Annotated in this window: 22 protein-coding genes; 19 read left to right on the forward strand and 3 right to left on the reverse strand. The window is 62.2% G+C overall.

Features of this window, described 5'->3' with window-relative positions; genetic code table 11:
• Positions 1–378: 378 nt before the first annotated feature.
• Positions 379–615, reverse strand: coding sequence for a DUF6555 family protein (locus ACTD9P_RS13950; RefSeq protein WP_200431862.1), 237 nt, complete (start codon positions 613–615; stop codon positions 379–381).
• A gap of 120 nt (positions 616–735) precedes the next feature.
• On the opposite strand from ACTD9P_RS13950, the gene ACTD9P_RS13955 reads away from it, so the two are divergent.
• From ACTD9P_RS13955 to ACTD9P_RS13970, 4 genes are all read left to right on the forward strand, one after another.
• Positions 736–1,554: an arylamine N-acetyltransferase family protein gene (locus ACTD9P_RS13955; protein WP_438868122.1), complete on the forward strand. Its 819-nt coding sequence runs from the start codon at positions 736–738 to the stop codon at positions 1,552–1,554.
• A 102-nt stretch (positions 1,555–1,656) separates the two neighbouring features.
• Positions 1,657–2,010 (forward strand): c-type cytochrome, encoded by a 354-nt coding sequence (locus ACTD9P_RS13960; protein ID WP_438868123.1) that lies wholly within the window; start codon positions 1,657–1,659, stop codon positions 2,008–2,010.
• A 76-nt stretch (positions 2,011–2,086) separates the two neighbouring features.
• The gene (locus ACTD9P_RS13965; protein ID WP_438868148.1) at positions 2,087–3,415 is read left to right on the forward strand and encodes a D-arabinono-1,4-lactone oxidase; all 1,329 of its coding nucleotides are present in this window, start codon (positions 2,087–2,089) and stop codon (positions 3,413–3,415) included.
• A gap of 59 nt (positions 3,416–3,474) precedes the next feature.
• On the forward strand, positions 3,475–4,683 hold the full coding sequence (locus ACTD9P_RS13970) for a DSD1 family PLP-dependent enzyme (protein ID WP_438868149.1): 1,209 nt from the start codon (positions 3,475–3,477) through the stop codon (positions 4,681–4,683).
• 68 nt (positions 4,684–4,751) lie between these two features.
• Here ACTD9P_RS13970 and ACTD9P_RS13975 read toward each other — a convergent pair whose 3' ends face one another.
• Positions 4,752–5,693 carry a SphA family protein gene (locus ACTD9P_RS13975; RefSeq protein WP_438868124.1) on the reverse strand — a complete coding sequence of 314 codons (942 nt, stop codon included), beginning with the start codon at positions 5,691–5,693 and terminating at the stop codon, positions 4,752–4,754.
• Between the two features lie 203 nt (positions 5,694–5,896).
• Here ACTD9P_RS13975 and ACTD9P_RS13980 point away from each other — a divergent pair, with 203 nt between their 5' ends.
• Positions 5,897–6,934 (forward strand): AraC family transcriptional regulator, encoded by a 1,038-nt coding sequence (locus tag ACTD9P_RS13980; protein ID WP_438868125.1) that lies wholly within the window; start codon positions 5,897–5,899, stop codon positions 6,932–6,934.
• A gap of 41 nt (positions 6,935–6,975) precedes the next feature.
• Here ACTD9P_RS13980 and ACTD9P_RS13985 read toward each other — a convergent pair whose 3' ends face one another.
• Positions 6,976–7,527, reverse strand: coding sequence for an RNA polymerase sigma factor (locus ACTD9P_RS13985; protein WP_219267561.1), 552 nt, complete (start codon positions 7,525–7,527; stop codon positions 6,976–6,978).
• Between the two features lie 485 nt (positions 7,528–8,012).
• On the opposite strand from ACTD9P_RS13985, the gene ACTD9P_RS13990 reads away from it, so the two are divergent.
• From ACTD9P_RS13990 to icmH, 14 genes are all read left to right on the forward strand, one after another.
• Entirely contained in the window at positions 8,013–8,936 is a 924-nt protein-coding gene (locus tag ACTD9P_RS13990) for an anti-sigma factor family protein (protein ID WP_438868126.1), read from the forward strand.
• Between the two features lie 51 nt (positions 8,937–8,987).
• Entirely contained in the window at positions 8,988–10,025 is a 1,038-nt protein-coding gene (locus tag ACTD9P_RS13995; protein ID WP_438868127.1) for a catalase family peroxidase, read from the forward strand.
• Between the two features lie 78 nt (positions 10,026–10,103).
• The gene (gene tssA / locus ACTD9P_RS14000) at positions 10,104–11,129 is read left to right on the forward strand and encodes a type VI secretion system protein TssA (protein ID WP_438868128.1); all 1,026 of its coding nucleotides are present in this window, start codon (positions 10,104–10,106) and stop codon (positions 11,127–11,129) included.
• A gap of 38 nt (positions 11,130–11,167) precedes the next feature.
• Positions 11,168–11,680, forward strand: coding sequence for a type VI secretion system contractile sheath small subunit (gene tssB, locus ACTD9P_RS14005; protein WP_200431853.1), 513 nt, complete (start codon positions 11,168–11,170; stop codon positions 11,678–11,680).
• Positions 11,681–11,754: 74 nt separating this feature from the next.
• Positions 11,755–13,254: a type VI secretion system contractile sheath large subunit gene (gene tssC, locus ACTD9P_RS14010; protein ID WP_200431852.1), complete on the forward strand. Its 1,500-nt coding sequence runs from the start codon at positions 11,755–11,757 to the stop codon at positions 13,252–13,254.
• A 21-nt stretch (positions 13,255–13,275) separates the two neighbouring features.
• Positions 13,276–13,758, forward strand: a complete 483-nt coding sequence (locus ACTD9P_RS14015) for an Hcp family type VI secretion system effector (protein ID WP_078743332.1) — start codon at positions 13,276–13,278, stop codon at positions 13,756–13,758.
• Positions 13,759–13,841: 83 nt separating this feature from the next.
• On the forward strand, positions 13,842–14,360 hold the full coding sequence (gene tssE, locus ACTD9P_RS14020) for a type VI secretion system baseplate subunit TssE (RefSeq protein ID WP_438868129.1): 519 nt from the start codon (positions 13,842–13,844) through the stop codon (positions 14,358–14,360).
• The gene (tssF, locus tag ACTD9P_RS14025) at positions 14,357–16,234 is read left to right on the forward strand and encodes a type VI secretion system baseplate subunit TssF (protein WP_438868130.1); all 1,878 of its coding nucleotides are present in this window, start codon (positions 14,357–14,359) and stop codon (positions 16,232–16,234) included. Before tssE ends, tssF begins: the two co-directional genes overlap by 4 nt.
• Positions 16,219–17,232, forward strand: a complete 1,014-nt coding sequence (gene tssG, locus ACTD9P_RS14030) for a type VI secretion system baseplate subunit TssG (protein ID WP_438868131.1) — start codon at positions 16,219–16,221, stop codon at positions 17,230–17,232. Before tssF ends, tssG begins: the two co-directional genes overlap by 16 nt.
• Positions 17,225–19,858, forward strand: a complete 2,634-nt coding sequence (gene tssH / locus ACTD9P_RS14035) for a type VI secretion system ATPase TssH (RefSeq protein ID WP_438868132.1) — start codon at positions 17,225–17,227, stop codon at positions 19,856–19,858. The genes tssG and tssH overlap by 8 nt, the downstream gene beginning before the upstream one ends.
• A gap of 6 nt (positions 19,859–19,864) precedes the next feature.
• Positions 19,865–21,826 carry a type VI secretion system Vgr family protein gene (locus ACTD9P_RS14040; protein WP_438868133.1) on the forward strand — a complete coding sequence of 654 codons (1,962 nt, stop codon included), beginning with the start codon at positions 19,865–19,867 and terminating at the stop codon, positions 21,824–21,826.
• Between the two features lie 18 nt (positions 21,827–21,844).
• Positions 21,845–23,278 carry a type VI secretion system-associated FHA domain protein TagH gene (gene tagH, locus ACTD9P_RS14045; RefSeq protein ID WP_438868134.1) on the forward strand — a complete coding sequence of 478 codons (1,434 nt, stop codon included), beginning with the start codon at positions 21,845–21,847 and terminating at the stop codon, positions 23,276–23,278.
• A gap of 72 nt (positions 23,279–23,350) precedes the next feature.
• The gene (tssK, locus tag ACTD9P_RS14050) at positions 23,351–24,682 is read left to right on the forward strand and encodes a type VI secretion system baseplate subunit TssK (protein WP_438868135.1); all 1,332 of its coding nucleotides are present in this window, start codon (positions 23,351–23,353) and stop codon (positions 24,680–24,682) included.
• 15 nt (positions 24,683–24,697) lie between these two features.
• Positions 24,698–25,984 (forward strand): type IVB secretion system protein IcmH/DotU, encoded by a 1,287-nt coding sequence (icmH, locus tag ACTD9P_RS14055; protein ID WP_438868136.1) that lies wholly within the window; start codon positions 24,698–24,700, stop codon positions 25,982–25,984.

Consider the following 25,984-nt stretch of genomic DNA (forward strand, 5'->3'; position numbering starts at 1 on the left):
GAAGTCAGCGGTCTTTTGATCTGCGCTTTTGATCTTGATCCTGATCTGAAATCGCCCCGTCAAACACGATGGCCGGAATCTGACAGTGATTTGGGGGGTAAACCGGCAGGGATGCCGGTTTAGCCGCGCTGGGCCAAGGATGGCCCATCGCGGCGGCCCCCCAAATCACTGTCGGATTGCGGGCATGCCGAGCCATAGCGAGGCACCGAGTGTTGGGGCGAAGACCTTTTGGTTACTTTTGTGTCTTTACAAAAGTGACCCGCCGTCAGGGCGGAACCATAGGCCGCCGTTACCTAAATAACGGATATGCACACCACCACCAATACCCCCACAAACCAAACCCCGCAATAGCGGGGCTTGATCACATCCAGACGAAACCTACTTGGGCGGCACCCAGGTAACCTCGGTTATCCCAAACTTCTCCGCCCAGGGCCGGGTGGTTTTCTTGACCTGCTCATGACCCACGCGCCCGATGCGGCTGACATGCGCAATGTCAGCATCGACCGCCGCCCAGTGCCACGCTTCAGCGTTATTCATCACTTCGGCGCGTACCACAAAGGACTTCGGTTGACCGTGCAGTTGATAGTGAATGGTGTAGATTTTTGCGGTACTCATGTTGCCTCCCTGTCTTGTTATAGATGGATAGGCGGGCGTTCAAAAAGGTTCACTCAAAATGACAAGTCGCACACCGGCGCGGCATAGTGACGCACTCGCCACGCGCCCAAGGATCGCGCCATGTCCCGATTGACTCACAGCCAGCTCTACCTGCAGCGTCTGGGCTACGACTCACCCCCGCCGCCCACGCTCAAAACCTTGCAGGACCTGCAGCTGCGGCACGTCTGCACCTTCGCTTTCGAGAGCCTGTCGACCTTGCTGCATGCTCCGGTGCCGATCGACCTGCCCAGCATCGAGCAAAAGGTCCTTCTGGACGGGCGTGGTGGTTACTGCTTCGAGCTTAACTACCTGTTCCTGGCGCTGTTGCAGGAGCTGGGCTTCGACGCCCGCGGGCTTACCGGCTGGGTAGTGATGGGCGGCCCTGTGGATGCGCGCACCGGGCGCACCCATCGCCTGAGCCTGGTGACCCTGGAGGGCGTGCGTTATGTCACCGACGTCGGTTTCGGCGGCATGGTGCCCAGCAGCCCGTTGCAGCTGGACACCGAGGCGCCCCAGGCCACCGACCATGAGCCTTATCGCCTGACCTTCAACGGCGCCGATTACACCTTGTGGGCGCAGGTGGGCGAGGAGTGGCGTGGCTTGTATGTGTTCGACCTGCAAGTGCAGGCCGATATCGACTACACCATCGGCAATTGGTACGTGTCGACACACCCGGCCTCTGTGTTTGTCGGCCAACTGAAGGCGGCGCTGTTGGCGCCGGGTAAACGCCTTACCCTGGCCAACGCCCACTACGCGGTCCATCACCTGGACCGGCCCAGCGAAAAACGTAAGATCGAGAGTGCCGATGAGTTGCAGGCACTGCTGCGCGAAATCTTCGGCGTCCGCCTGCCCGCGCATCCACAGTTGCACGACACGCTGGAACGGCTGGTGAAGGCTTAACTGTCCGCCCAAGCCCCCTTTGTGTCCGCCAAAACCCTCAACGCAGAGCCGTGGCTGCCTTAGTGTGGAATCCACTTTCCATACTAAGAAGAGAGGGTGTCCATGCGCCGCGTCGTATTATCGTTGGCTGTGCTGGGCCTGCTGACGGCCTGTGACAATCCGCCCAAACCTGCCCCCGAACGTGCCAGCGCAACCACGGCCATGCCCACCGACCCGGCGCTGGCGCAGGTCTACGACACCAGCTGCAAGCTATGCCACGCCAACCCGGCCGCCGGCGCACCGCTGGCGGGCGACAAGGCCGCCTGGAGCCCACGTGTCGCTCAAGGCGCCGACACGCTGCTGGACCACAGCATCAACGGCTACAACGGCATGCCGCCGATGGGGCTGTGCATGCAGTGTTCCGAAGAGCAGTTCCTGGCGCTGATCAGCTTTATGGCCGGTGTTCAACTCCCATAATAAAAAGAGGTGGTGGATGGCGCTTTCACGGCGGCAACTGTTGCAACGCTCGGCAGTGGCCGGGGCATTCCTGGCCCTGTCGAGTAACCCGGTGTTGGCTCAACTGGCCCGTGCACCACGGCTGATCCCGTGGCGCAACTGGTCGGGCGCGCAGACCTGCCTGCCGCTGACGCGGCTGGCGCCCAAAGACCTGGATGAATTGGTGCAGGTGATTCGCCAGGCGCCGAGCACTATTCGGCCCGTAGGCTCGGCGCATTCCTTCAGCGCCCTGGTGCCCACCGACGGAACCTTATTGTCGCTGAGCTACTTCAATGGGCTGTTGGAACATGACGCCGCAACCTTGCAAGCGACCTTCGCCGCCGGCACACCGATGTCACGCATGGGGCCGGCGCTCAAGGCCGTCGGCCAGGCGCTGCCGAGCATGGCGGACATCGATTACCAGACCCTGGCCGGGGCGATTGCCACCTCCACCCATGGCACCGGCGTGGGCTTTACCTCGTATTCCGGTTGCGTCACCGGGCTGCAACTGGTCACCGCACAAGGCGACGTACTGGACTGCGACGCCCAACGCCATCCCGAGGTGTTCAGCGCCGCGCGCGTGTCCCTCGGTGCGTTGGGCGTGGCCACCCGGATCCGCTCGCAGAACCGCGCACCGTACCGGCTGCGCGAGCGTCAGTGGATCGCCAAGACAGAGGAACTGTTGGAGGACGTAGACAAGAACACCCGCGAAAACCAGCACTGGGAAATGCTCGTGGTCACCCATTCCGACTACGCGCTGTCCATCGCCCTCAACGAAACCGATGCCCCCGAAACACCTCCCGTCGACCCGGCGGAGGCGGGCGGCAATGAGTTTGTGTCGATCATCGAAAAGCTCGACAAATATGGCAGTGATTTCCCGGGCACTCGCCGCACCTTGCTCAACAGCCTGCGCTTTTTCGCCAGTTTTGAAGATCGCGTGGCCGAGTCGTTCCAGGTCTATGCCAATGTGCGCAACGTGCGTTTCAACGAGATGGAATACTCGGTGCCCGCCGAGTACGGCCCTGCATGCCTGCGAGAAATTCTCAAGCTGATCACCGACAAGGACCTGCGCACCTGGTTTCCCATCGAGTACCGCTACGTCAAGGCCGATGACATTCCCTTGAGCATGTTCGAGGGCCGCGACAGCTGTTCGATTTCGGTCCATCAGCATTACGCCATGGACCATCACAACTTCTTTGCCGCCGTGGAGCCGATTTTCTGGAAGTACGCCGGCCGCCCGCACTGGGGCAAGTTGCACACCCTCAACGCGCGCACCTTGCAGCCGCTGTACCCGCGCTGGGACGAATTCACCCGCGTGCGCCGCGAGCTGGACCCGAGTGGCAAGTTCCTCAATGCGCACCTGTCATCGATTCTGGGAGTGGCCTGATGAAACGCCGACATTTTGTGCTGGGCGCCGCCGTTGCGGCAGTGGCGGGTGGCTGGTGGCTGCGGCCACGTGATCGCGGCGGCCCGTACAGCGAGTATTTCCGCAGCCTTAATCATGAACTCAAAGCTCATGGGCCGATGCGCCCGGTGATGCTGATCGACCTGGACTGCCTGGATCACAATATCGACGTGGTGATGCAGTCGGTGCAGCGTGGCGGCAAACATCTGCGCCTGGTGGAGAAGTCGCTGCCGTCGCCGGGGTTGCTGGCGTATATCGCCAAGCGCGCGGGCACTGCGCGGCTGATGTCGTTTCATCAGCCGTTTTTGAATCACGATGCGCAGGTGTTTCCCGAGGCCGATATCCTGATGGGTAAGCCGTTGCCGGTGCGCTCGGCCGAGCTGTTTTATCAAACCCATAAAGGCCCGTTCGACCCGGCCAGGCAATTGCAGTGGCTGCTGGACACGCCTGAACGGTTGCAGCACTACCTGGCGTTGGCGCAAGGCTTGGGTACGCGGTTGCGGGTAAATATCGAGCTGGACGTGGGGCTGCATCGCGGCGGTATCAGCGATAACGCGGTGCTGGGGCGAATGCTCACATTGATCAGTGCCAACCCGCAGCACTTGGAGTTTGCCGGGTTTATGGGCTACGACCCGTTTGTGGGCATGGGCGTGCCGGGTATTCTCGGTACACCTCAGGCGCTGTTTGAGCAAGTGATGCAACGCTACAACGGCCATGTTGATTTCACCCGCCAGCAGTTTGCCGGGTTATGGCGTGAGGGGCTGACGCTCAATACGGCGGGCAGCCCCAGTTACCGTATTCATGAGCAGGAACAGTTGAGTACGGAGGTGTCGGTGGGCACCGCGTTGCTCAAACCGACGCATTACGATTTGCCGTCGTTGAGTGAGCATGTGCCCGCTGCGTTTATTGCTACGCCGGTATTGAAGCGCACCGGACCGGTAGAGATTCCGGCGCTGGATAGCAAGTCGCGGGTGTTTTCGTGGTGGGATGCGAACCAGCGCGAGACGTTCTTTATTTATGGCGGTAACTGGATGGCGCAATTCGAGTCGCCGCAGGGGCTGCAGAGCAATGAGCTGTTTGGGCGCAGTTCTAACCAGGAGATGGTCAACGGCTCGCCAGCGGTGCAGCTGAACATTGATGATCAGGTGTTTTTGCGCCCGACCCAGAGTGAGTTTGTGTTGTTGCAGTTTGGGGATTTGCTGGCGGTGCGCGGTGGCAAAATCGTCGAGACCTGGCCGGTTTATTCCTGAAAAAACCGGGGGCTTATGTGGGAGCCAGATCCCACATAAGCCAGTGCTGCTCCTACTTCAAATCGGGCTTACAGGGCAAAGGGAATGGTGAGCTTGGCCCACAACATATCGCCTTCCGGCCGGTTCTTCACATCAAACTCCTTGGCCCAGCGCACCTCGGCGCTGGCGTATTTCAAGAAGGTGAAATACACCGCCGGGCCAATCGCAAACACTTGCCCCTTCACGCCGTCATTCACTGCATCACCATAGATATTCACCACCGTGCGCCCGTACTGCTTATCGTCGGTGGTCTGTTTCAGGTAATAGCCGTTAATCCCCAGGCTCAGGTTGTCGGTCACCTTGTAGCTGGCCGAGTAGTCGAAGTGGAAGATCTGGCCGGAGCGGTAGTCGGTGTCGTGGTTTTCTTGGTTGAAGCTGTAGGTGGTCTTGATCGACAGTTCGGTACGCGCGTTGGGCATCCAGGTCGCAGAGACCAGCGGCTTGTAGGTGTAGAAGTTGTTGCTGGTGTTGGCCAGGCGGGTGGCGTCGTATTCGCCGGTGGGCAGGGTGATTTCCACGGCGGCGGCCAGGGTCAGGTTTTTGCCCATGTCCCACAGAATGATCGGCGCCACAGTGGTGTCGCCCATGCTTTCGCGGGTGTCGGACATACCGAACAGCGACACCTGTTGCTTGATATACGGCTGGGCGATGTAGCCGCCCAGGCGCCCGCCGAACACACGCACGGGGCTCAGGTAATCCAGGCGCGGGATGATCGCGTCGGACTTGATCCGCACTTGCGAGACCTTGCCGCCGAGGGAGCTGATGTCCAGTTTGCGTGCCTGGTAGTGGTTGTAATACAGGTTGAAGGCGAACATATGGTCCGGCAGGTTGTTCACGTCCAGCGGCAGGATGTAGAAACCATCGGTGCCGGGGCCGATGTTGTCGACGCCGCCTTCGGTGGCCAGCGCCGGCAGGCTGAGCAGGCTCAACAACGCCAGTTGCAGGGGGGGAAGTGCTCGGGTGGGGTTCATGTCTGGCCTCTTTATTATTGTTAGGGCACCGCTGACGTTAGAAATAAGCCCTCAGCGCCCGACGGGGCAGGGTTTTGGCGGCCAGATAGGGGGACTTTGCCGGACAGGTTTCACTCAGGGTGCAGCGGCTCTTGCAAGCGCCTATGATTAACAGGATGTTTCTAAAACAAGAACTGAAGTACTCAGTCAGGAACTCGTGAGCCATGCAAAGGAAAGCCGTTGACCCGCAATTTGAATTGGCGCTGGTGTCGCCATTCCTGTTGCAAACCCTTGGGCACGTGGTAGCGCAGAAGGGCGCGGATGCCCAAGCCTTATGCCGGGGCCTGGGGTTTACCCTGGCCGACCTGGATGACCCGGCCCAGCGCATTTCCTATCGCCAGGCCGTGGCAATGATCCAGCGCGCGCTCAAGGTGCTGCCCGATCAGGGGCTGGGCCTGTGGGTGGGGCATCAGAATGTGCTGGGCACCCTCGGCCTGCTCGGCCATGTGATCTCCCTGTGCAAGACCCTGCGCGATGCATTTGCCATTGGCGAGCGCCATCAACACACCTCCGGCGGCATCGCCACCACGCGTACCCATGAGACCCTGGAAGAAGTCCACGTTGACGTTGAATGCCTGCTGCCGTTTGCCGAGGTGCAGGTGTTTGCGGCCGAAGAGTTCTTCGCCAGCCTGATGGTGTATGGCCGCGCGTTGGTGGGGGAGGCGTTTATGCCCCTGCGCATGGAGTTCGTGCACGCTGCGCCGCCTTACAAGGCTGAATACCAACGCCTGTTTGGCGCGGATGTGCGCTTTGGCTGCCTGCACAATCGCATGGTGCTGGCCCCGCATTGGCTGGATAAACGCCTGCCTAATCACCACGCCCTGGCGTTGCGCCAGGCCTTGGAGTTGCTGGAGTTGGAAAGCGCCCAGTTGCACCAGAAGATGGACCTGATCCAGGCCGTTGAGCGCGCTATTTCGCGGGATCTGCAGGGCAGCCAGTTGGAGAAGGTCGCCGGCGACTTGAACATGAGTGGGCGCACCCTGCGCAGACGCTTGACCGAGCACGGGCTGACCTTCGAAGCCTTGCTGGAACAGGTTAGACGCGCCCGCACTATGGGCCTGTTGGGCAATCCGGGGTTATCGATAGAGCGCATTACCGAGGCGGTCGGTTACAGCGATGTGCGCAGTTTTCGGCGCGCGTTCAAGCGCTGGACCGGGGTGAGCCCCAGTGCCTTTCGCGGCGAGGGAGGAGGGCTTGTGTAGTCCGTCGGGTGGTCCCGTGTGGACGAAGGTCTAGAGCGGTTTTATGACGCCGATGAACTTTCCGGGCGGGCGCGCAAAGGTTTGCTTTTCGGCGAATCAAAAAGCGCGCCGATCGCCTGACGCGCACGCGACAACCGGCTCATGATCGTGCCGATCGGCAGGTCGAGCATTTCGGCGGCTTCCTTGTAGCTGAAGCGCTCCACGCCCACCAGCAGCATAACTTCGCGCTGGCCTTCGGGGAGTTTTTCTACCGCTTCGATAATCTGCCGGTGCATCATGTCGGATTCCGGGTTGGGCGCCTCGGGGTCGCTGACGGTTTCCAGAAATTCGTCGTTCCAGTCCATGCGTGAACGGCTGCGCACTTTGCGTGAACGCAGCTCGTTGATCCAGGTGGAATGCACAATCGAGAACATCCAGCTCAGCACCGAGGTATCGGGCTGCAACTGATGGGCGCGTTCCAGCGCACGCACGCAGGCCAGCTGCACCAAGTCTTCGGCGTCGTGCTTGTCACCGGAAATGCGCAGCGCGAATGCCCATAGGCGCGGCAGCAGTTCTGGCAGCAGTGCGGGTAAGTCAGCACCGGTGATCGACATATTTCCTCTTTTTATTTCTTGATGCCTAAAATGGTGCGGTCAGGCTACGAGGTCGATACCGTAGCGGATGCCTGGGTTGCGGCGTCCTTTTTGCGGTGCTGAGGGTCCTTGGGGTGACGATGAATTGTATCAAGATGCTAACAAAATGCATCTGTTTGGATAGTGACTGAAAGATTATTGACAGCTTATGCAGGGAGCAGGCCAATCAGTCTGACAATCGTGTCAGGAAAAATACCCGGACACATAGTGAAACATATAAGATTTATTCAGCCCTGGGAATATTTTCAATCCCAGGGTGTTTTCTTAATGTTGTTCTACCTGTTGCCGAGTGTTTTGCGGTTGCTTAAACGTTCTTTTGCCCTGTTGCTACGGCAACGATGATGTCAATATGATGGCTTGTCGCTACCCGCTGACTCGCCGCTTCGGCCCACAAGGTCGAGAATCTCACAGCAGAAATTGATCAATACAAACGGAGAGATAATCCCATGGTAGCGGACGATGCCTTGCTAATGGCCTATGTTGACGGCGAACTGTCGCCGCAACAGAACCAGGAGCTGGAGCGGCTGATGGACGCGTCGCCGGACCTGGCTCAGCGAGTCTCTCGGTTGATGGCTTCCTGCCTGCCTTATGAGCAAGCGTTTGCTCGCCAGAACGTGCCGCCGGTGCCCGAAAGCCTCAAGCTCAGTATTGCTGCCCTGGCTGCTCAACATTCGGCGCCTGGCCAGGCGAAAACGGCTGACACTCCTTGCGCTGCCGAGAAAGCAGACCGCGGTTTTGCGCGTCTGTTCGCGCTCCTCCAACCTAAATTTGCATGGCCGGCCCTGACGTTCGTTGCGGGTGCGGCTTGCTATGCCCTGGTGCTTCAGGTTGGTGCATTCAACGCTGCCTTCAAGCCCGGTTTTGATGCAACCGCGCCGGCCGTGGCTCAGACCTCTCCCTGGGTTCAACAGGCGGCTGCCTACCAGCATCTGTACACCCGCGAAACGGTTGCCTACGCGGTCCAGCCGACCGACGTGGTGACCAAGACACTCGCTGATATCCGTGAGGTAGACGGCCTGGCCCTGCGTGTGCCGGACCTGAGTGCTGCCGGTCTGACCTTCCAGCGTGTGCAGCGGCTGCGCTTCAATAACAAGGCGCTGGTGCAGTTGGTGTACCTGCCGGCCAATGGCGCGCCGGTCGCATTGTGTGTAATGAAAGAACCCAAGCCCGATCAATCCATCGCCCAACAGAGCGTGGCGCAGATGAACGTAGTAACCTGGCGCCAATCCGAGTTGGGCTACGCGCTTATCGGCGAGCTTGAACAAGGTGTGGACTTGAACGCCGTTGCCCGACTTGTCGCCGATCGCAGTGCGGCCCAGCTGTTTGCTGATGTGCCTGCCCCTCTGTGGATCGCCGCCATCCAGAAATGACCCTGCTGGGGTCGGGCATTGGTTCCTGATGCTGCGATCCCAGATAGCTAGATGACAAAACCTGCCCTGTTGCATAAAACCCATCGTTTACCTCTTGTCGTTGCGGCTATCGCGGTGCTCGCAGGTCTGGCTGCCTGGGCGCTGCACGCCTGGTGCGCCCCATCACCCATGGCTACGCAAATCGTCGATGAGATGGAAGCCGTCGCCGGTGGCGCTCATCCAGGCTTCCGGCGTAACCATGCCAAGGGCCAATGCATCAGCGGCCGCTTTGAAAGCACCGGTAATGCAGTAGAGATTTCCAGCGCGTCCTTGTTACAGCGTGGCAGTGTGCCGCTGATCGGCCGGTTGTCCGCCGCCGGTGGCGACCCTTCCCAGGCCGATGTGCACGGCATGATCCGCAGCATGGCCCTGCGCTTGGCCGCGGATGACGGCGACGCCTGGTACATGGCGATGAACTCCGTGCCGGTGTTCCCGGTGAACACCCCCGAAGGCTTGTACGAGCAGCTGCGCGCCTCAATGCCGGCTTATGGCGGCAGCGGGCCTGACCCACAGAAAATGCAGGCGTTCAAAAACGCCCACCCTGAAATGCGTCCGTTCGAGGCGTGGCTGGCGAGCCACCCCGGGTCTTCAGGGTTTGATAACACTACGTTTTACAGCGTCAATGCCTTTCGCATGACCGACGCCCACGGCGCGGTACACCTGGTGCGCTGGCGCATGGTGCCTGAGGCGTCTTACCAACCGATGACAGCCGCGCAATCACGCGACCCGGACTTCCTCGCTTTCGGTTTTGCCAAGCTACTGCAACACGGCCCGGCGCGCTGGCATTTGATGATCAGCCTGGCCGAACCCGGTGACGTCACCACCGATGCCACGGTGCGCTGGCCACAAGCGCGGCGCCAGATCGACGCGGGCGTGCTGGTGATTGATGCCCAGCAGTCGCAGGTGGATGGCGCGTGCCGTGATATCGACTTCAACCCGCTGCAATTGCCGGCCGGCATCTCGCCTTCGGACGACCCTTTATTGCTCGCCCGCCAAGCGGCGTACGCCGAATCCCACCGGCGCCGTGTTGAGGAAGAACGCGCGCATTAAGAAATTTCTTCAGCCCACGGAATAAATCATTTCCCTCGCCTGTTCTATCCCCAGAACAACTTGAACGAGGGAAGTACGATGGGCCTGCCCAGCGAAGCTCAACCACTGGATTTCACCGCACTGGCCCGGCCTTTGGCCGAGGTCGACGGCTGTGGCCTCAACTTCGAATACGACCCTCGATTCCTGGAGCTGGAAGAAGAGGCACTCGGCAAGCCCGAAGTGCAGTACGGCGAAACCATCACCCAAGCCATCGAGCCGAACTGGAAACGTGTGACGTTGCTGGTTTTGCCGCTGCTGGAACAAAGCCGCGACCTGCGTCTGGCGATCTGGCTGACCCGTGCCCAGCTCAACGTCAACGGCATTCCAGGCCTGACCGCTGGCCTTGAGCTGGTGCAGGCGCTGCTGGAAAACTGCTGGGACAGCCTGCACCCGCAGCTCGACCCGGACGACGACAACGACCCGCTGCTGCGCATCAATACCCTCGCCTTCCTCTGTGAGCCTGCCGGCTTGCTGCGCGACGTGCTGGATGCGCCACTGGTCAGCACCCGTAGCATGGGCGCAGTGAGCTTGCGCCAGGTTGACCTGGCAACGGGTGAGGAGGGCGATAACGTCAGCCTGACGATTATTGAGGGCGCATTCGCCGAAGCCGATCCCGCCGCGCTGAGCGCTACTGAAGCCGCATTGGCAAAGGCGCTGGCGCTAAGCGTGCAGATCGAGCAATTGCTCACCGAAAAGGTCGGCGTTGGCCGGGCCATCGACCTGAGCAGCCTGGCCTCGCTGCTGCGCCGCGCCGGTGAGGTGATCCAGCGTCGTTTGCCGAGTGCTGCGCCGGCTGACGTTGAGCCGGTGACTGCGACCACGCCAGCCGTCGCGGCCCCTCAAGCGCCACGCGGCGAGATCAATAGCCGCGAAGACGCGCGCCAGACCATTGACCGTCTGTGCACCTATTTCCAGACCTTTGAACCCGCAAGCCCGGTGCCGATTTTGCTGCAGCGGGCGAAGAAGCTGATCGACAAGAATTTCATGGAATTGCTGCAAGACCTCGCCCCCGATGGTCTCGCGCAACTGGCGCTGGTCAGCGGTGTTCGCAGCAGCGACACCTGACCCTTTTAGTCTCAACCCCACACACCGGAGCTTTTCCTGTGGCCAAAGAAAGCAGTCAGAAGTTCATCGCCCGCAACCGTGCGCCGCGCGTTCAGATCGAATACGACGTGGAGATCTACGGGGCGGAAAAAACCGTGCAGTTGCCGTTTGTCATGGGCGTGTTTTCGGACCTCTCGGGCAAACCGGCCGAGCCGTTGCCGCCGGTGGCCGAGCGCAAATTCCTGGAAGTCGACATCGACAACTTTGACGACCGCCTCAAATCCATGAAGCCGCGCGTAGCGTTCCAGGTGCCCAACACCCTGACCGGCGAAGGCAACCTGCCGGTGGAAATCACCTTTGAATCGATGGACGACTTCACCCCGGCCGCCATCGCCAGCAAGGTGCCAAGCCTGAACCAGCTGCTGATCGCGCGCAGCCAATTGTCGAACCTGCTGACCTACATGGACGGCAAGGTCGGTGCCGAGGAGTTGCTGGCCAAGCTGCTCAGCGACCCTGCGGTGATGCAAGCCTTGAGCAGTGCGCCCAAGCAGCCCGAACAACTGAATAACTGAATAACCGCTGCCTGCGCCGGTGCCTCGTTTGCCCCGGTACGGGGACGCTTTGCCCAAAATTTGAGGATACCGTCATGTCCACGACTCAATCGGAACAGCCGGGGCAACTCGCCCAGGTCACGGAATTCGACGCCGGCGACTTCGCCAGCCTGCTGCAAAAAGAGTTCAAGCCCAAGACCGACAAGGCCAAGGAGGCAGTCGAAACGGCTGTGCGCACCTTGGCCGAGCAAGCGCTGCAAGGCACGCAACTGATGCCCAACGACGTGCTGGGCACCATCGAAGGCCTGATCGCCGCCCTTGACCAGAAGCTCACCGAGCAGGTCAACCATATCCTGCACCACGAAGAATTCCAGGGCGTCGAAAGCGCCTGGCGCGGCCTGCATTACCTGGTCAACAACACTGAGACTGACGAGACCCTGAAGATCCGGGTGATGAACATCTCCAAGAACGAAGTGCACAAGACCCTGCGCAAGTTCAAAGGGGTGGCCTGGGACCAGAGCCCGATCTTCAAGAAGCTCTATGAAGAGGAATACGGCCAGTTCGGCGGCGAGCCCTACGGCGCGTTCGTGGCCGATTACTACTTCAACAACAGCGCGCCGGATGTGGAACTGCTGACCCAGATGGCCCGCGTCAGCGCCGCCGCGCACTGCCCGTTGATCACTGCCGCCGACCCCAGCGTGATGCTGATGGAGTCGTGGCAGGAACTGGCCAACCCGCGCGACCTGACCAAGATTTTCCAGACCCCGGAACACGCCGCCTGGCGCAGCTTTCGCGCCAGCGAAGACTCGCGTTATGTCGGCCTGGCCATGCCGCGCTTCCTGTCCCGTGCGCCATACGGTGCGAAGACCAACCCGGTGGAAGCCTTCGATTTCGAAGAAACCACCGACGCCGCCGGTGCCAAGGATTTCACCTGGGCCAACGCTGCCTATGCGATGGCAGTGAACATCAACCGCTCGTTCAAACACTACGGCTGGTGCTCGCAGATTCGCGGCATCGAATCCGGTGGCGTGGTGGAAGGGCTGCCGGTGCATACCTTCCCGACCGATGACGGCGGCGTCGACATGACCTGCCCGACCGAAATCGCCATCAGCGACCGCCGCGAGGCGGAACTGGCCAAGAACGGCTTTATGCCGCTGGTACACAAAAAGAACAGTGACCTGGCCGCGTTCATCGGCGCGCAATCGATGCATAAACCCGCCGAGTACGACGACCCGGACGCCACCGCCAACGCCAACCTGGCCGCGCGCCTGCCGTACCTGTTCGCCACGTGCCGTTTCGCCCACTACTTGAAGTGCATCGTGCGCGACAAGATCGGCTCGTTCAAAGAGCGCGATGACATGCAGGTGTGGCTCAACAACTGGATCGGCCGCTACGTGGAGCACAACCCGGCCACTGCCACCGACGCCGACAAAGCCCGCAAACCCCTGGCTGGCGCCGAAGTGGTGGTGGAAGAAATCGAAGGCAACCCCGGCTACTACGGCGCCAAGTTCTTCCTGCGTCCGCACTACCAGCTTGAAGGCCTGACCGTGTCGCTGCGCCTGGTTTCCAAGCTGCCGTCGACCAAATCCAACTGATCAACCTGAAAGGTATCCACCATGATTCTGCTGAACTTCAAAGGCACCCAAATCAAAGGCACGTCCACTGTTGATGCGCACAAAGACTGGATCACCATCGACGCGATTCAAATGGGCGTGGGCCGCGCAATCTCCATCAGTGGCGGCGGCACCGACCGTGACACCAGCAACCCGTCGTTCTCGGAAATTTCCATGACCAAGGCCACCGACCTGGCGTCGGCCGACCTGTTCATGCAGGCCGTGTGCGGCAAGAGCCTGGGTGATGCCGAGATTCACTTCATCCAGACCGGTGGCCCGGACAAGAAGCAACAGGTGTTCCTCAAGCTGATTCTCGGCGAAGCCATCATCAGCTCCTACTCCGCCAGCAGTAACGGCGAGCGCCCGAGCGAAACCTTCTCGATCAACTTCACCACCATCAGCTACGAGTACGACTCCTTCACCGGCGACACCGTGATCACCGGCACGCCGAAGAAGTGGGACCTGGAAAAGAACCAGAAGATCTGACCCTGGCCCCGGTTTTTGTGGCGAGGGAGCAAGCTCCCTCGCCACAGTGGAGAACGTTATGACTCAGATTCCTGGCCTCAAACATGGCTGAACTCACCAGCCGCGAACGCCTGCAGCCGTCCTTGCTCGATCGTCTGAGCGATGACGACACCGAACACGCCGTGGAACCCCGCGACAAACGCGTGTTGTCCATGCGCGGCCTGCGCAAGGCGGTCTTACGCGACTTGGGGTGGCTGCTCAACAGCACCAGCCTGGGCAGTTTTCGTGACCTGAGTGCCCACCCGTTGGCGGGGCAGTCGGTGATCAATTTTGGTTTGCCGGACCTGGCCGGCAAGACCGCCGCCGGTTTGGACCGAGAAGCGCTGGGGCGGCGCATCCGCCAGGCGATCTGGGATTTCGAACCACGGATTTTACGTGACAGCGTGCGAGTGGTGCCGGTAACGCCCTCGGGGGCGACGGCCAGCCCTAACCAGATGGCCTTTGAAATTCATGGCGAGCTGTGGGGCCAACCGTTGCCCGAGCGCCTGTACCTGAAGACCGAGCTCGACCTGGAAGCAGGTGAAGCAAGGGTCTTCGATATCGAGACAAGGGACGTGCGGTGAACGCCAAACTGCTGCGCTACTACGAACGTGAACTGGCGCACCTGCGCGAAGTCGGCGGTGAGTTTGCCCGCGACTACCCCAAGGTCGCCGGGCGCCTGGGGCTGGAAACCTACGCCTGTGCCGACCCGTATGTGGAGCGGCTGCTGGAGGGTTTCAGCTTTCTGGCGGCGCGGGTGCAGCTGAAAATCGACGCCGAATTTCCGCGTTTTACCAACCACCTGCTCGAGCTGGTTTACCCGCAGTACCTGGCGCCCACGCCGTCGATGGCCGTGGTGCAGCTGCAGCCGGACATGACCGAGGGCAGCCTCGCCGCCGGTTTCAAGGTGCCACGCGGCACCGCCTTGCACAGCCAGTTGGGCAAGGGCGACCAGACCGCCTGCGAGTTTCGCAGCGCCCATGAGGTGACTTTGTGGCCGGTAGAGTTGGTCGAGGCACGCTACTTTGCCTGTGGCGCCCAAGTCGCCGGCGTCGACCTGTCACGCCTCGGCGGGGTCAAGGCGGCGCTGCGTTTGCGCTTGCGTGTCGGTGCCGGCCTGGCCTTCAGCGACCTGAGCCTGGATGGCCTGCCCCTGCATATTCGCGGCGGCGAAGCCATGCCCTCGCGCATCCTCGAACAACTATTGGCCCAGGCCGCCGGTGTGCTGGTGATGCCGGTGCAGGAGCATGTGGACTGGCACCAGTTCCTGCCCAAAAGCGCTATTCGCAGCCAGGGCTACAGCGACAGCGAAGCCTTGCTGCCCAGCGGCCCGCGTTCGTTCCAGGGCTATCGGCTGTTGCAGGAATACTTCGCCATGCCCCAGCGGTTCATGTTTGCCGAAGTGACCGGGCTGGCCAACTGCGTGAGCCGCTGCAGCGCCGAGCAACTGGACGTGATCGTGCTGTTCAGGAAACTCGACCCGGTGTTGGAGCAAAGCCTCAGCGCCGCCAACTTCGGGCTGTATTGCACCCCGGTCATCAACCTGTTCCCGATGCGCACCGAGCGTGTGCATCTGTCCGATCAACAATCGGAATACCACGTGATCCCCGACCGCACGCGGCCGATGGACTACGAGATCTATCAGATTGAAACCGTCACCGGCTACGGCAGCGGTGCCGAAGCCAGCCAGACCTTCGAATCGTTTTACCGCGCCAATGACCTGCACGCGCGCACGCCACCCAAGGCGTTTTATCAGGTGCGCCGCGATGCGCGGGTGCTGTCCGAACAACAGCGGCGCCAGGGCCCGCGCTCCAGCTATACCGGCAGCGAATTATTCCTGTCGCTGGTGGACGCCCAGGAAGCCCCGCACCGCAGCGACCTGCGTCAGTTGGGCATCGACACCTTGTGCAGCAACCGTGACCTGGTGCTGAGCATGCCGGTGGGCAGCGGCCGCACGGATTTCAACGTCGAGTCGGGCGCGCCCGTGCAGTCGGTGCGCTGCGTGGCGGGGCCGACGGTGCCCGCGCCGTCGTTCGCTGAAGGCGAAACGGCGTGGCGGTTGGTCAGCCACTTGTCCCTCAATTACCTGTCGTTGCTGGATCAGGACAAGGAGCAGGGCGCCACCGCCTTGCGCGACTTGCTGCGCCTGTATTGCCGCATCGACGACGAAGCCGCGCACAAACAGATCGAAGGTCTGCGTTCAGTCACCGCCGACAGCATTGTGCGGCGCCTGCCGTTGCCGGGGCCAATCACCTATGGCCGTGGTTTGCAGGTGTGCGTGACTCTGGATGAATCAGCTTTCGAAGGCGCCGGTGTGTTTGTGCTGGGCTCGGTGCTGGAGCAGTTTTTCGCCAAGTACGTGTCGCTTAATTCGTTCACCGAAACCGTGATCAAAAGCACGGCGCGCGGTGTGATCATGCAGTGGCCGGCGCGGGTGGGCAGATGCGAGATCCTCTGACGCTGCTGGCTGACCTTGAAGCGCACCCAGGGCGCTTTGACTTCTATGGCGCGCTGCGCCAACTGGAATGCGCCTTCGCGCAGTTGCCACGCATCGGCCAGGCTGCGCGCCCGGCCGATGAGGCGGTGCGTTTCGGTCAGCAACCGTCGCTGGCGTTTGAACCGGCGATGATCGCCGCGCTCAAGCCCGGTGTAACACCCAAGCTGCTGTTGAATTTCTTCGGCCTGATGGGCGCCAATGGTCCGTTGCCGATTCACCTCACCGAGTACATTCGCGACCGCCAGCGTAACCTCAATGACCCGACATTGGCGGCGTTCTGCGACGTGTTCCATCACCGCATGATCAGCCTGTTCTACCGCGCCTGGGCCAGCGCCCAACCGGCTGTGAGCCTGGACCGGCCGGGCGCGGATCGCTTTGCCCAGTACCTCGGTTCGCTGATCGGTATCGGCCAGGCGTCGCTGCTTGACCGCAACGCCGTGCCCGACGTGGCCAAGCTGCACTTTGCCGGACGCCTGGGGCCGCAGACGCGCAATGCCGAAGGGCTGGCCGCGCTGCTCAGCGACTACCTCGGCGTGCCCGTCAAGGTCGAACAGTTTGTCGGCCACTGGATGAGCCTGCCCAGCGATGGCCTGTGCGCCCTGCGCAGCGGCCCGGAAGCTGCGGTACTCGGCCAGACCACGGTCATGGGCAAGAAAGTCTGGAACACCCAACACAAGTTCCGCCTGCTGATCGGCCCATTGGACCTGGCGCAGACCCGGCGCCTGTTGCCTGGCGGCGACAGCCTGCAACGCGTGCAGGACTGGGTGCGCCAATACGTCGGCCTGGCGCTGGATTGGGACGTCAACCTGATCGTCAAGAAAGAGCAACTACCCGGCCTGCGCCTGGGTTCGGCGCCATTGGGCTGGACCAGTTGGCTGAGCAGCCAAGCCCCCGAACACGATGATCGGCAGTTGCTGATCAACCCTCGTCTCTCTTCTCAAGGACCTGCCCATGGCTGATATCAGTCGCGTCGCGCTTTTCGGCAAACTCAACAGCCTGTGCTACCGGGCGATTGAAAGCAGCACGGTGTTCTGCAAGCTGCGCGGCAATCCCTATGTGGAACTGGTGCACTGGTTGCAGCAGATCCTGCAACTCAACGATTCGGACCTGTTGCGCCTGATCCGCCATTACGGCATCGACCCGGCCGTATTGGCCCGTGACCTGACCGCCGCGCTGGATCGTTTGCCGCGCGGCTCCACCTCGGTCACCGACCTGTCGAGTCAGGTTGAAGAGGCCGTCGAACGCGCCTGGGTCTACGCCACCTTGATGCTCGGCGAATCCCAGGTGCGCTCCGGTCACTTGCTGCTGGCGCTGCTCAAAACCCCAAGCCTGCGCAATGGCTTGTATGGCGTGTCCCGCGAGTTCAACAAGGTTGGTATCGACGACTTGAGCGAACAGTTCGGTGCCTTGCTCAAGGACTCGCCCGAGGCGCTGATGCGCGCCAGCGATGGCTATCAGGCACCCGGTGAAGAGATCGGCGCCGTGGCACCTGCCAGGCAGGAAGCCTTGCAGCGGTTTACTGTCGACCTCACCGAGCAGGCGCGCAGCAGCAAGATGGACCCCATCGTCGGCCGTGATGAAGAGATTCGCCAGGTCATCGACATCCTGATGCGCCGCCGCCAGAACAACCCGATCCTGGTGGGTGAGGCCGGCGTCGGCAAAACCGCCGTGGTCGAAGGTTTTGCCCAGCGCATCGCCCGTGGCGACGTGCCGCCAAGCCTTCGAGATGTGCAGTTGTTGGCCTTGGATGTGGGTTTGCTGCAAGCCGGCGCGAGTATGAAAGGCGAATTCGAACAGCGCCTGCGCTCGGTGATCGACGAGGTGCAGGCCAGCGTCAAGCCGGTGGTGCTGTTTATCGACGAAACCCACACCCTGGTCGGCGCCGGTGGTGCTGCGGGCACCGGCGATGCCGCCAACCTGCTCAAGCCGGCGCTGGCCCGTGGCACCTTGCGCACCGTCGGCGCGACCACCTTTGCCGAGTACAAAAAGCACATCGAAAAAGACCCGGCGCTGACCCGGCGTTTCCAGACCGTGCAGGTCGACGAACCCGACGAGGCCCGCGCCTTGCTGATGCTGCGCGGCATTGCCGAAACCATGCAGAACCACCACCAGGTGCATATCCTCGATGCGGCGCTGGAGGCGGCGGTGCGCCTGTCCAACCGTTACATTCCGGCGCGTCAGTTGCCGGACAAGGCCGTCAGCCTGATCGATACCGCCTGCGCCCGCGTGGCTATCAGTCTGCATGCCACCCCGGCCGAAGTAGACGACAGCCGTCGGCGCATCGAGTCGCTGGACACCGAGCTTGCGATTATTGAGCGTGAGACCGCCATCGGTGTGGACACTGCCAGCCGCCGCGTGTCGGTCGAGGCGTTGCTGGTTGCCGAGCGTGCGCGCCTGGATGCAGTGCAAGGGCGTTGGGGCAACGAGCTGGCACTGGTGGAGCAGATCCAGCGTCTGCGCAGCCAGTTGGCGGACTCATCTGATCGTGAAGCCGGGTTGGTCGAACTGCGCCAATTGCAGGATGAACTGGCGGCTCAGCAGGGTGAACATCCGCTGGTGCTGATCAGTGTCGACGAACAGGCCGTGGCCTCGGTGGTGCAGGACTGGACCGGCATCCCGGTGGGGCGCATGGTCAAGAACGAAATCGACAACGTGCTGCGCCTGGCCGAGCGCCTCGGCCAACGCATCATTGGCCAGGACCACGCGTTGGAAATGATCGCACGGCGTATCCAGACCTCCCGCGCCGGCCTCGACAACCCCGGCAAACCGGTGGGCGTATTCATGCTGGCGGGCACCTCCGGGGTGGGCAAGACCGAGACCGCGCTGGCCCTGGCCGAGTCGCTGTATGGCGGCGAGCAGAACGTGATCACCATCAACATGAGCGAGTACCAGGAGGCGCACACCGTCTCTACGCTCAAGGGCGCGCCGCCGGGTTATGTGGGTTATGGCGAAGGCGGTGTGCTCACCGAAGCGGTGCGGCGCAAGCCATACAGCGTGGTGTTGCTGGACGAGGTGGAAAAGGCTCACCCGGATGTACACGAGGTGTTTTTCCAGGTGTTCGACAAGGGCTGGATGGAAGACGGCGAAGGCCGGATCATCGATTTCAAGAACACCCTGATCCTGCTCACCACCAATGCCGGTACGCCGCTGATCAGTCGCCTGTGCCGGCATCCGCAGACCATGCCGGGGCCGGAGGTGATCGCCAAGGCGCTGCGCGAGCCGTTGCTGGAAGTGTTCCCGCCAGCCTTGCTCGGGCGCTTGGTGGTCATCCCGTATTACCCGCTGAGCGACGCCATGCTCGGCAGCATCATCCGCCTGCAATTGGCGCGCATCCAACAGCGTATCGCCGTCAACCACAAGATTCCGTTTACCTTCAGCGAGGAGGTGGTGCAGTTGATTGCCAGCCGCTGCACCGAGCTGGAAAGCGGCGGGCGAATGATTGACGCGATCCTCACCAACTCGATGCTGCCGGCGATCAGTACTGAATTCCTCAACCGCCTGCTGCTGGGCACGCCCGCGACGCAGGTGCAGGTCAGCGTGGAAAACGGCGAGTTCGCTTATGCGTTTGGCGAGGCCGTGAGGTAAACCGTTATGGCCACGACCCAAGTTCATCGCGAGATCCAGGTTACCAGCGTGCTCGGCGCCGATGTGCTGTTGTTTCGGCGCATGCAGGCGTCGGAAGGGCTGTCGCAGCTCAGTGACTATCAGCTGGAGCTGTACAGCGAGCGCGCTGACCTGAATATCGACGACGTGCTGGCGACCCAGATGACGGTGTCGGTCGACCTGCCCAAAGGCGGCAGCCGTTACTTCAGCGGGCATGTCAGCCACTTTTCGTTCAGTACGCGCCAGGGCCGGTACTGCACCTACAAGGCGGTATTGCGCCCGTGGCTGTGGTTCCTGACCCTGGCCAGCGATTGCCGGATCTTCCAGGAACTGAGCGTGCCGGACATCCTCAAGCAGGTGTTCGCGCCCTACAGCATTGCCGATGTCGACACCTCGGGCCTGAGTGCCAGCTACAAGACGCTGACTTACTGCGTGCAGTACCGTGAAAGCGACTTCAACTTCGTCAGCCGCCTGATGGAGCAGGAGGGTATCTACTACTACTTCAAGAGCGCCGCCGGGCGTCACACCTTGGTACTGGCCGATTCCTACGGTGCGCACTCGCCGGCGCCGGGCTATGCCCAGGTGCGTTTCATGCCCGCCGAAGACCACGCCATGCGCGAAAGCGAGGTGATCTACGACTGGCGCATGGGCGGCGATGTGGAGCCGGGCGGCTATACCCTGCAGGACTTCGACTTCGAAAAGCCCACGGCCAATTTGCTGGCCAAGTCGACGCTGGCCGGCAGCTACCCGCAATCGCGGCATGAGCGCTACGACTACCCAGGCAAATACACCGAGCGTAAAAGCGGCGAAACCTACGCGCGCACCTTGATTGAGTCGCTGCACACTGGCAGCCAGCGCGTCACCGGTGCCACCCGCGCACGCGGGTTGTTTCCCGGTGCCTTAATGACCTTGACCGAGCACCCGCGCAGCGAGCAGAACGCGCAGTTTTTGCTGGTGGAGGCGCGCTGCACATTGTCCTCCGACACCTACGAGCCGACGCCACCGGCCGAGCCTGCGCCGGTGCTGAGCTGCGCGTTCGTGGCGTTGTCGCGCCAGCAGCAATTTCGCCCGCCCTGTGTGGCGCGCAAGCCGCTGATGCACGGCCCGCAGACCGCGATCGTGGTCGGCAAGCAGGGCGAGGAAATCTGGACCGACAAGTACGGGCGCATCAAGGTGCAGTTCCATTGGGACCGTGAGGGCAAGCGCGACGAGAACAGTTCGTGCTGGATTCGTGTGGCCCAGGGCTGGGCGGGCAAGCGCTGGGGCGCGCTGTATACGCCGCGCATCGGCCAGGAAGTGGTGGTGAGCTTTCTGGAAGGTGACCCCGACCAGCCGCTGGTGACCGGCAGTGTCTATAACGCCGACACCATGCCGCCGTATGCGCTGCCGGAGAACGCCACGCGCTCGACGCTCAAGAGCAATTCGTCCAAGGGCGGCGGAGGTTACAACGAGCTGCGTTTCGAAGATAAAAAAGGCGCGGAGCAGGTGTTCCTGCACGCGCAAAAGAACCTCGACCAGCGCGTGCTCAAGGACTCCCTCGACTGGGTCGGCGGCGACCGCCATTCCAAGGTCGACAAGGACCTGCGCGAAAAAGTCGGCGGTGATCGGCACTCGGCGGTCGGCGGCCATCGCAATGAAAAGGCCACCGGCGATGTGTCGATGGCCGCCGGCGCCAACATGATCATTAACGGCGGCCTGAAGACCGGTGTGACCGCCGGCCTGGACATGTACATCAAGGGCGGTGCCAACGTGGTGATCGAAGCGGGCGCGACCATCACCCTCAAAGTCGGCTCGACGTTCCTGACCCTGACCCCGGCAATGATCGTCGCTTCGATCATCCCGCTGCCGCTGCCCGAGGCTGCGTCGGCCGCCACCGCCCTGGCCCTGACGGCCGCCACTGGACCGGCTGGCGTGCCGCTGCCGCCCAAGGAGGCCGACGATGGCCAGTAACCCTTTCTGGAGCCCGCTATGAACCTGATCCTGCTGGTTAACAGCTACCGCGACCAACCGATGCCCGGCGAGGTGATCTGCCGCTTTACCGAGGCCGGTGGTTCCATTGGCCGTGGGCCGGACAATGACCTGACGCTCGATGATCCCGGCAAATATATCTCACGGGTCCATGCGCGCATCGAGCTGCGCGGCGAGCAGTTCTACCTCACCGACACCGGCAGCAACCCCAGCCTGGTCAACGAACGCCCGCTGGGCAAGGGCCGCGAACGTGTACTGGAGGAAGGCGATCGCCTGGTGATCGGCGATTACGCGTTGCAAGTGCGCCTGGAGCAGCCACAGGCGCCGGCGGCTGAAGACGACGCCCTGGCCACACGCATCCTGCCGCCGCTGTTTGTGCCGCCACCACCGCCGGTGGCCGTACCGTTGCCGCCACTGGAAGTACCGCAACCGTTGCTGCGCGACCCGGAGGTGGTGGTGCCGGTGCTGCTGCACGACGACTTGGCTGGTGCGCGCATTCTGGAGGGCGACTCGCTGTTTGATGGGGCGATGCCGCTGTCCGATCCGCTGGGCTTGAACCCGGCGCTGACCCCGGTTTTTCGCGGCACCGAAAGCGACCATGTAGCACCGCAGATGCAGGCCTTCAACCCGCCTTTGTGGCAGTCGGAGCCGCAGGTCATTCCGGATGACTATGACCCACTATTGGGGATTTCCACCGATTCAGCGGTTGGTCGCGGTCCAAATGTGGGAGCGGGCTTGCTCGCGAAGAACGATAACGCGGTCATCCAGAAAGAACCCGTCTCCTCAGAGACCTTCGCGAGCAAGTCGAATCGTCGCACCGCCGCTCCCACATTGACCGCGTCCACCCGTGACAGCGCGGTGCTTCAAGCCCTGCTATCCGGCCTCGGCCTGCCCGACCTGCACACCTCCCGCACCCCCACCGAACTTGCCCAACTGGTTGGCGAAATGCTCCGCGCCGCCACCGGCGGCACCATGGATGTACTTATGGCGCGCGCGTTGACCAAACGCGAAAGCCATATCGACATGACCATGATCGGTGCCTATTCCAACAACCCGCTCAAATTCTTCCCCGACGCCGACAGCGCCCTGACGCAGATGCTCAATGGCGACTCACCGGCCTACATGCGCCCGGTCAAAGCCATGAATGCATCGTTCGAAGACCTCAAGGCCCATGAACTGGCGGTGATCGCCGGTATGCGCGCAGCGCTCGGTGCGGTGGTACAGCGTTTCGACCCGGCGCGGGTAGAACAACGCCGCACCACCCACGGCGCGCTCGACAAGTGGATGCCGGCGCGGCGCAAGGCGCGTCTGTGGGACCGCCTGGTGGAGCGTTACGAAGACCTGGCGCGGGACGCCGATGAGGATTTGCAGCGGTTGTTCGGGGAGCTGTTTTCCAAGGCTTATGAAGAACAGGTGGCGCGGATGAGGCAGTAAGGGGCCGCTACGCAGCCCAGCGGGAGCAAGCTCCCTCGCCACCACAGCCGGCCCATGTTGAGAGAAGAATTTATGTCCTGGAATAACAAAGTAGTCTGGTCCGAAGGCATGCTCTTGCAGCCTCAGCACCTGCAACAACACGACCGTTTTCTGCAGACCCAGCTGCAAGCCCGTGTGGCGTCCTTGCGTGCTTATGGCTGGGGCTTTTCCAAATTGGAAATCGACCCGCAGCAATTAGCCATGGGCAAGCTGTCGCTGCTCGCATACAGCGGTGTATTGCCGGACGGCACGCCCGTGGGCCTGCCGTTTGACGACGAAATGCCGCTGCCGCTGGAGATCCCGGATGACGCCCGCGACTTAAAAGTGGTGCTGGCCTTGCCGAGCCTGCGTCCCGGTGTGGCGGAGGTCGACGATAACCCTGGGTTTGAAAGTTTCGCCCGCCATCGCAGCAGTGAATACGAAGCCTGGGACAGCAATGGCCTGGACAGCAGTGCGTTGATGAGCATCGGCAAGTTACGCCTGCGCCTGGCCTTTGAAGGCGATGTGGCTGACGCCTACAGCGTGCTTGGCGTCGCCCATGTGGTGGAAAAACGCGCGGACAAGAGCGTGGTGCTCGATCGCGAATTCTGCCCGCCGTGCCTGGACATTCGGGCGGCCGAGCGCTTGCGTGCGTTTGTCGATGAGCTGTTGGGGCTGGTGCAGCAGCGAGTCGAGGCGCTGGCTTCACGGTTAACGCGCCCGGATGGCAGCGGAGCGGCGGAAATCGCGGACTTTTTGCTGTTGCAATTGCTTAACCGCAGCCTGCCGCTTGTGCGGCATTTGTCGGCGATGAGCGGTTTGCACCCTGAGCAACTGTACCGTGATCTTGCCGCCCTGGCGGGTGAACTGGCGACCTTTACCCGTGACGACAAGCGCGCAGCGGCATACCCGGTATACCGCCACGCAGCGCTGGCGCAGACCTTCGCCCCGGTGATGCTCGACCTGCGCCGCGCCCTGTCGGCGGTGATGGATGTACGCGCCATTGCAATACCGCTGGAAGAACGCCAATACGGCATTCGCGTGGCCGTGCTGCCGGACCAGGAGTTGCTGCGCTCGGCCACCTTCATCCTGGCGGTGCAGGCGCAGATGTCCGCCGAAAGCGTGCGCAGCGGCTTCCCGCCGCAGGTCAAGATCGGCTCGGTGGAGAAGATCCGCGACCTGGTCAACCTGCAACTGCCGGGCATCGGTTTGCGCCCGCTGCCAGTGGCGCCACGGCAGTTGCCGTTCCATGCCGGCTTTACCTATTTCGAACTCGATCGCAGCAGCGAATATTGGCAACTGCTGAGCCAGTCGGCCGGCTTTGCCATGCACATCGCCGGCGTGTTTCCGGGGCTGGAGATGCAGTTCTGGGCGATCCGCAACTAAGGCAAGGTGACCTACGTGAACGACACTTTTGATGGCGGCCAGGACCCGGACCGCACTTTGCTGATCCCAACGCCTGGTGGCCGCCGGACTGCGGCGCCGACCCATGTTGCTGGCGATGTGCAAAGAGCCGCGCTGGTGTTTCATGGCCAGGGGCTCAACCCGCTGGTGCGTGCGGCCAACCCATTGCTCGACCTGGTGGTGCCATTGCGCACCCTGACGAGCGTGCCCGACCTGGAGAGCCTGCGCCAGCGTCTGATCCAGGCGGTGCAAGCCTTCGAGGCCCAGGCGCGGGCCAGCCAAGTGGATGTGGAAACCGTCGCCGCGGCGCGTTATGCACTGTGTACGCTGGTCGACGAAACCATCGCCAGCACCCCATGGGGTGCTGGCGTGTGGGGCAGCCGCAGCCTGTTGGTGACCTTCCATAACGAAGCCTGGGGCGGCGAAAAGTTCTTCATGATCCTGCAGCGCTTGAGCCAGGATCTGCGCACCCATATCGATGTGCTGGAGTTGATGTACCTGTGCATGGCCCTGGGGCTGGAAGGCCGCTATCGCGTGCTGGATCGCGGCCTGGATCAGTTGGGGTTGCTGCGTGAACGGCTGCTGCAATTGATCCACCAGCAGCGCGGCAATCAGGAACAGGAACTCTCACCCCGCTGGCGCGGCGCCGAAGCCCCCCAGGCGTCGATGCTGCGGCGGGTGCCGTTGTGGGTCATGGCCTCGGTGGCGGCGGTGGTGTTGCTGAGCGTGCAACTGACCTACAGCTGGCTGCTCAACCGTGCCTCCGACCCGGTGTTTGCCCAGTTGGGTTCGATTCGCGTGGCTTCGCCGCTCAAAGTCGCTGTGCCCGCCACTGCGGCGCCGGTGCGCCTGGCCGGGTTCCTCGCACCGGAAGTGGCTCAAGGGCTGGTGGCGGTCAAAGACAGCGCCGACCGCTCAGTGATCACCCTGCGTGGCGACGGCGTATTTGCCTCCGGCAGCGCCGAGGTGTCGAGCAACTTCGATGGCTTGCTGGCGCGTATCGGCGATGCCCTGGCGACAGTGCCGGGCGATGTAGTGGTGGTCGGGCATACCGACAACGTGCGGCCCTCGGCGACCTCACGGCTGGGCTCCAACTTTGACTTGTCCCAGGCGCGGGCCAAGACCGTGGCGCGCTTGCTCGCCCAGCGTGCCGGGCCGGCCGAGCGTTATCGCAGCGAAGGCCGGGGTGAAACCGAGCCGCTGGTTCCCAACGATTCGGCGGCTGATCGCGCGCGCAACCGACGCGTCGATATCACCGTGTTGATCCCTTCCCAGGCGCAATAG

Source organism: Pseudomonas onubensis, from assembly GCF_965653655.1.
Taxonomy (GTDB): Bacteria; Pseudomonadota; Gammaproteobacteria; order Pseudomonadales; family Pseudomonadaceae; genus Aquipseudomonas.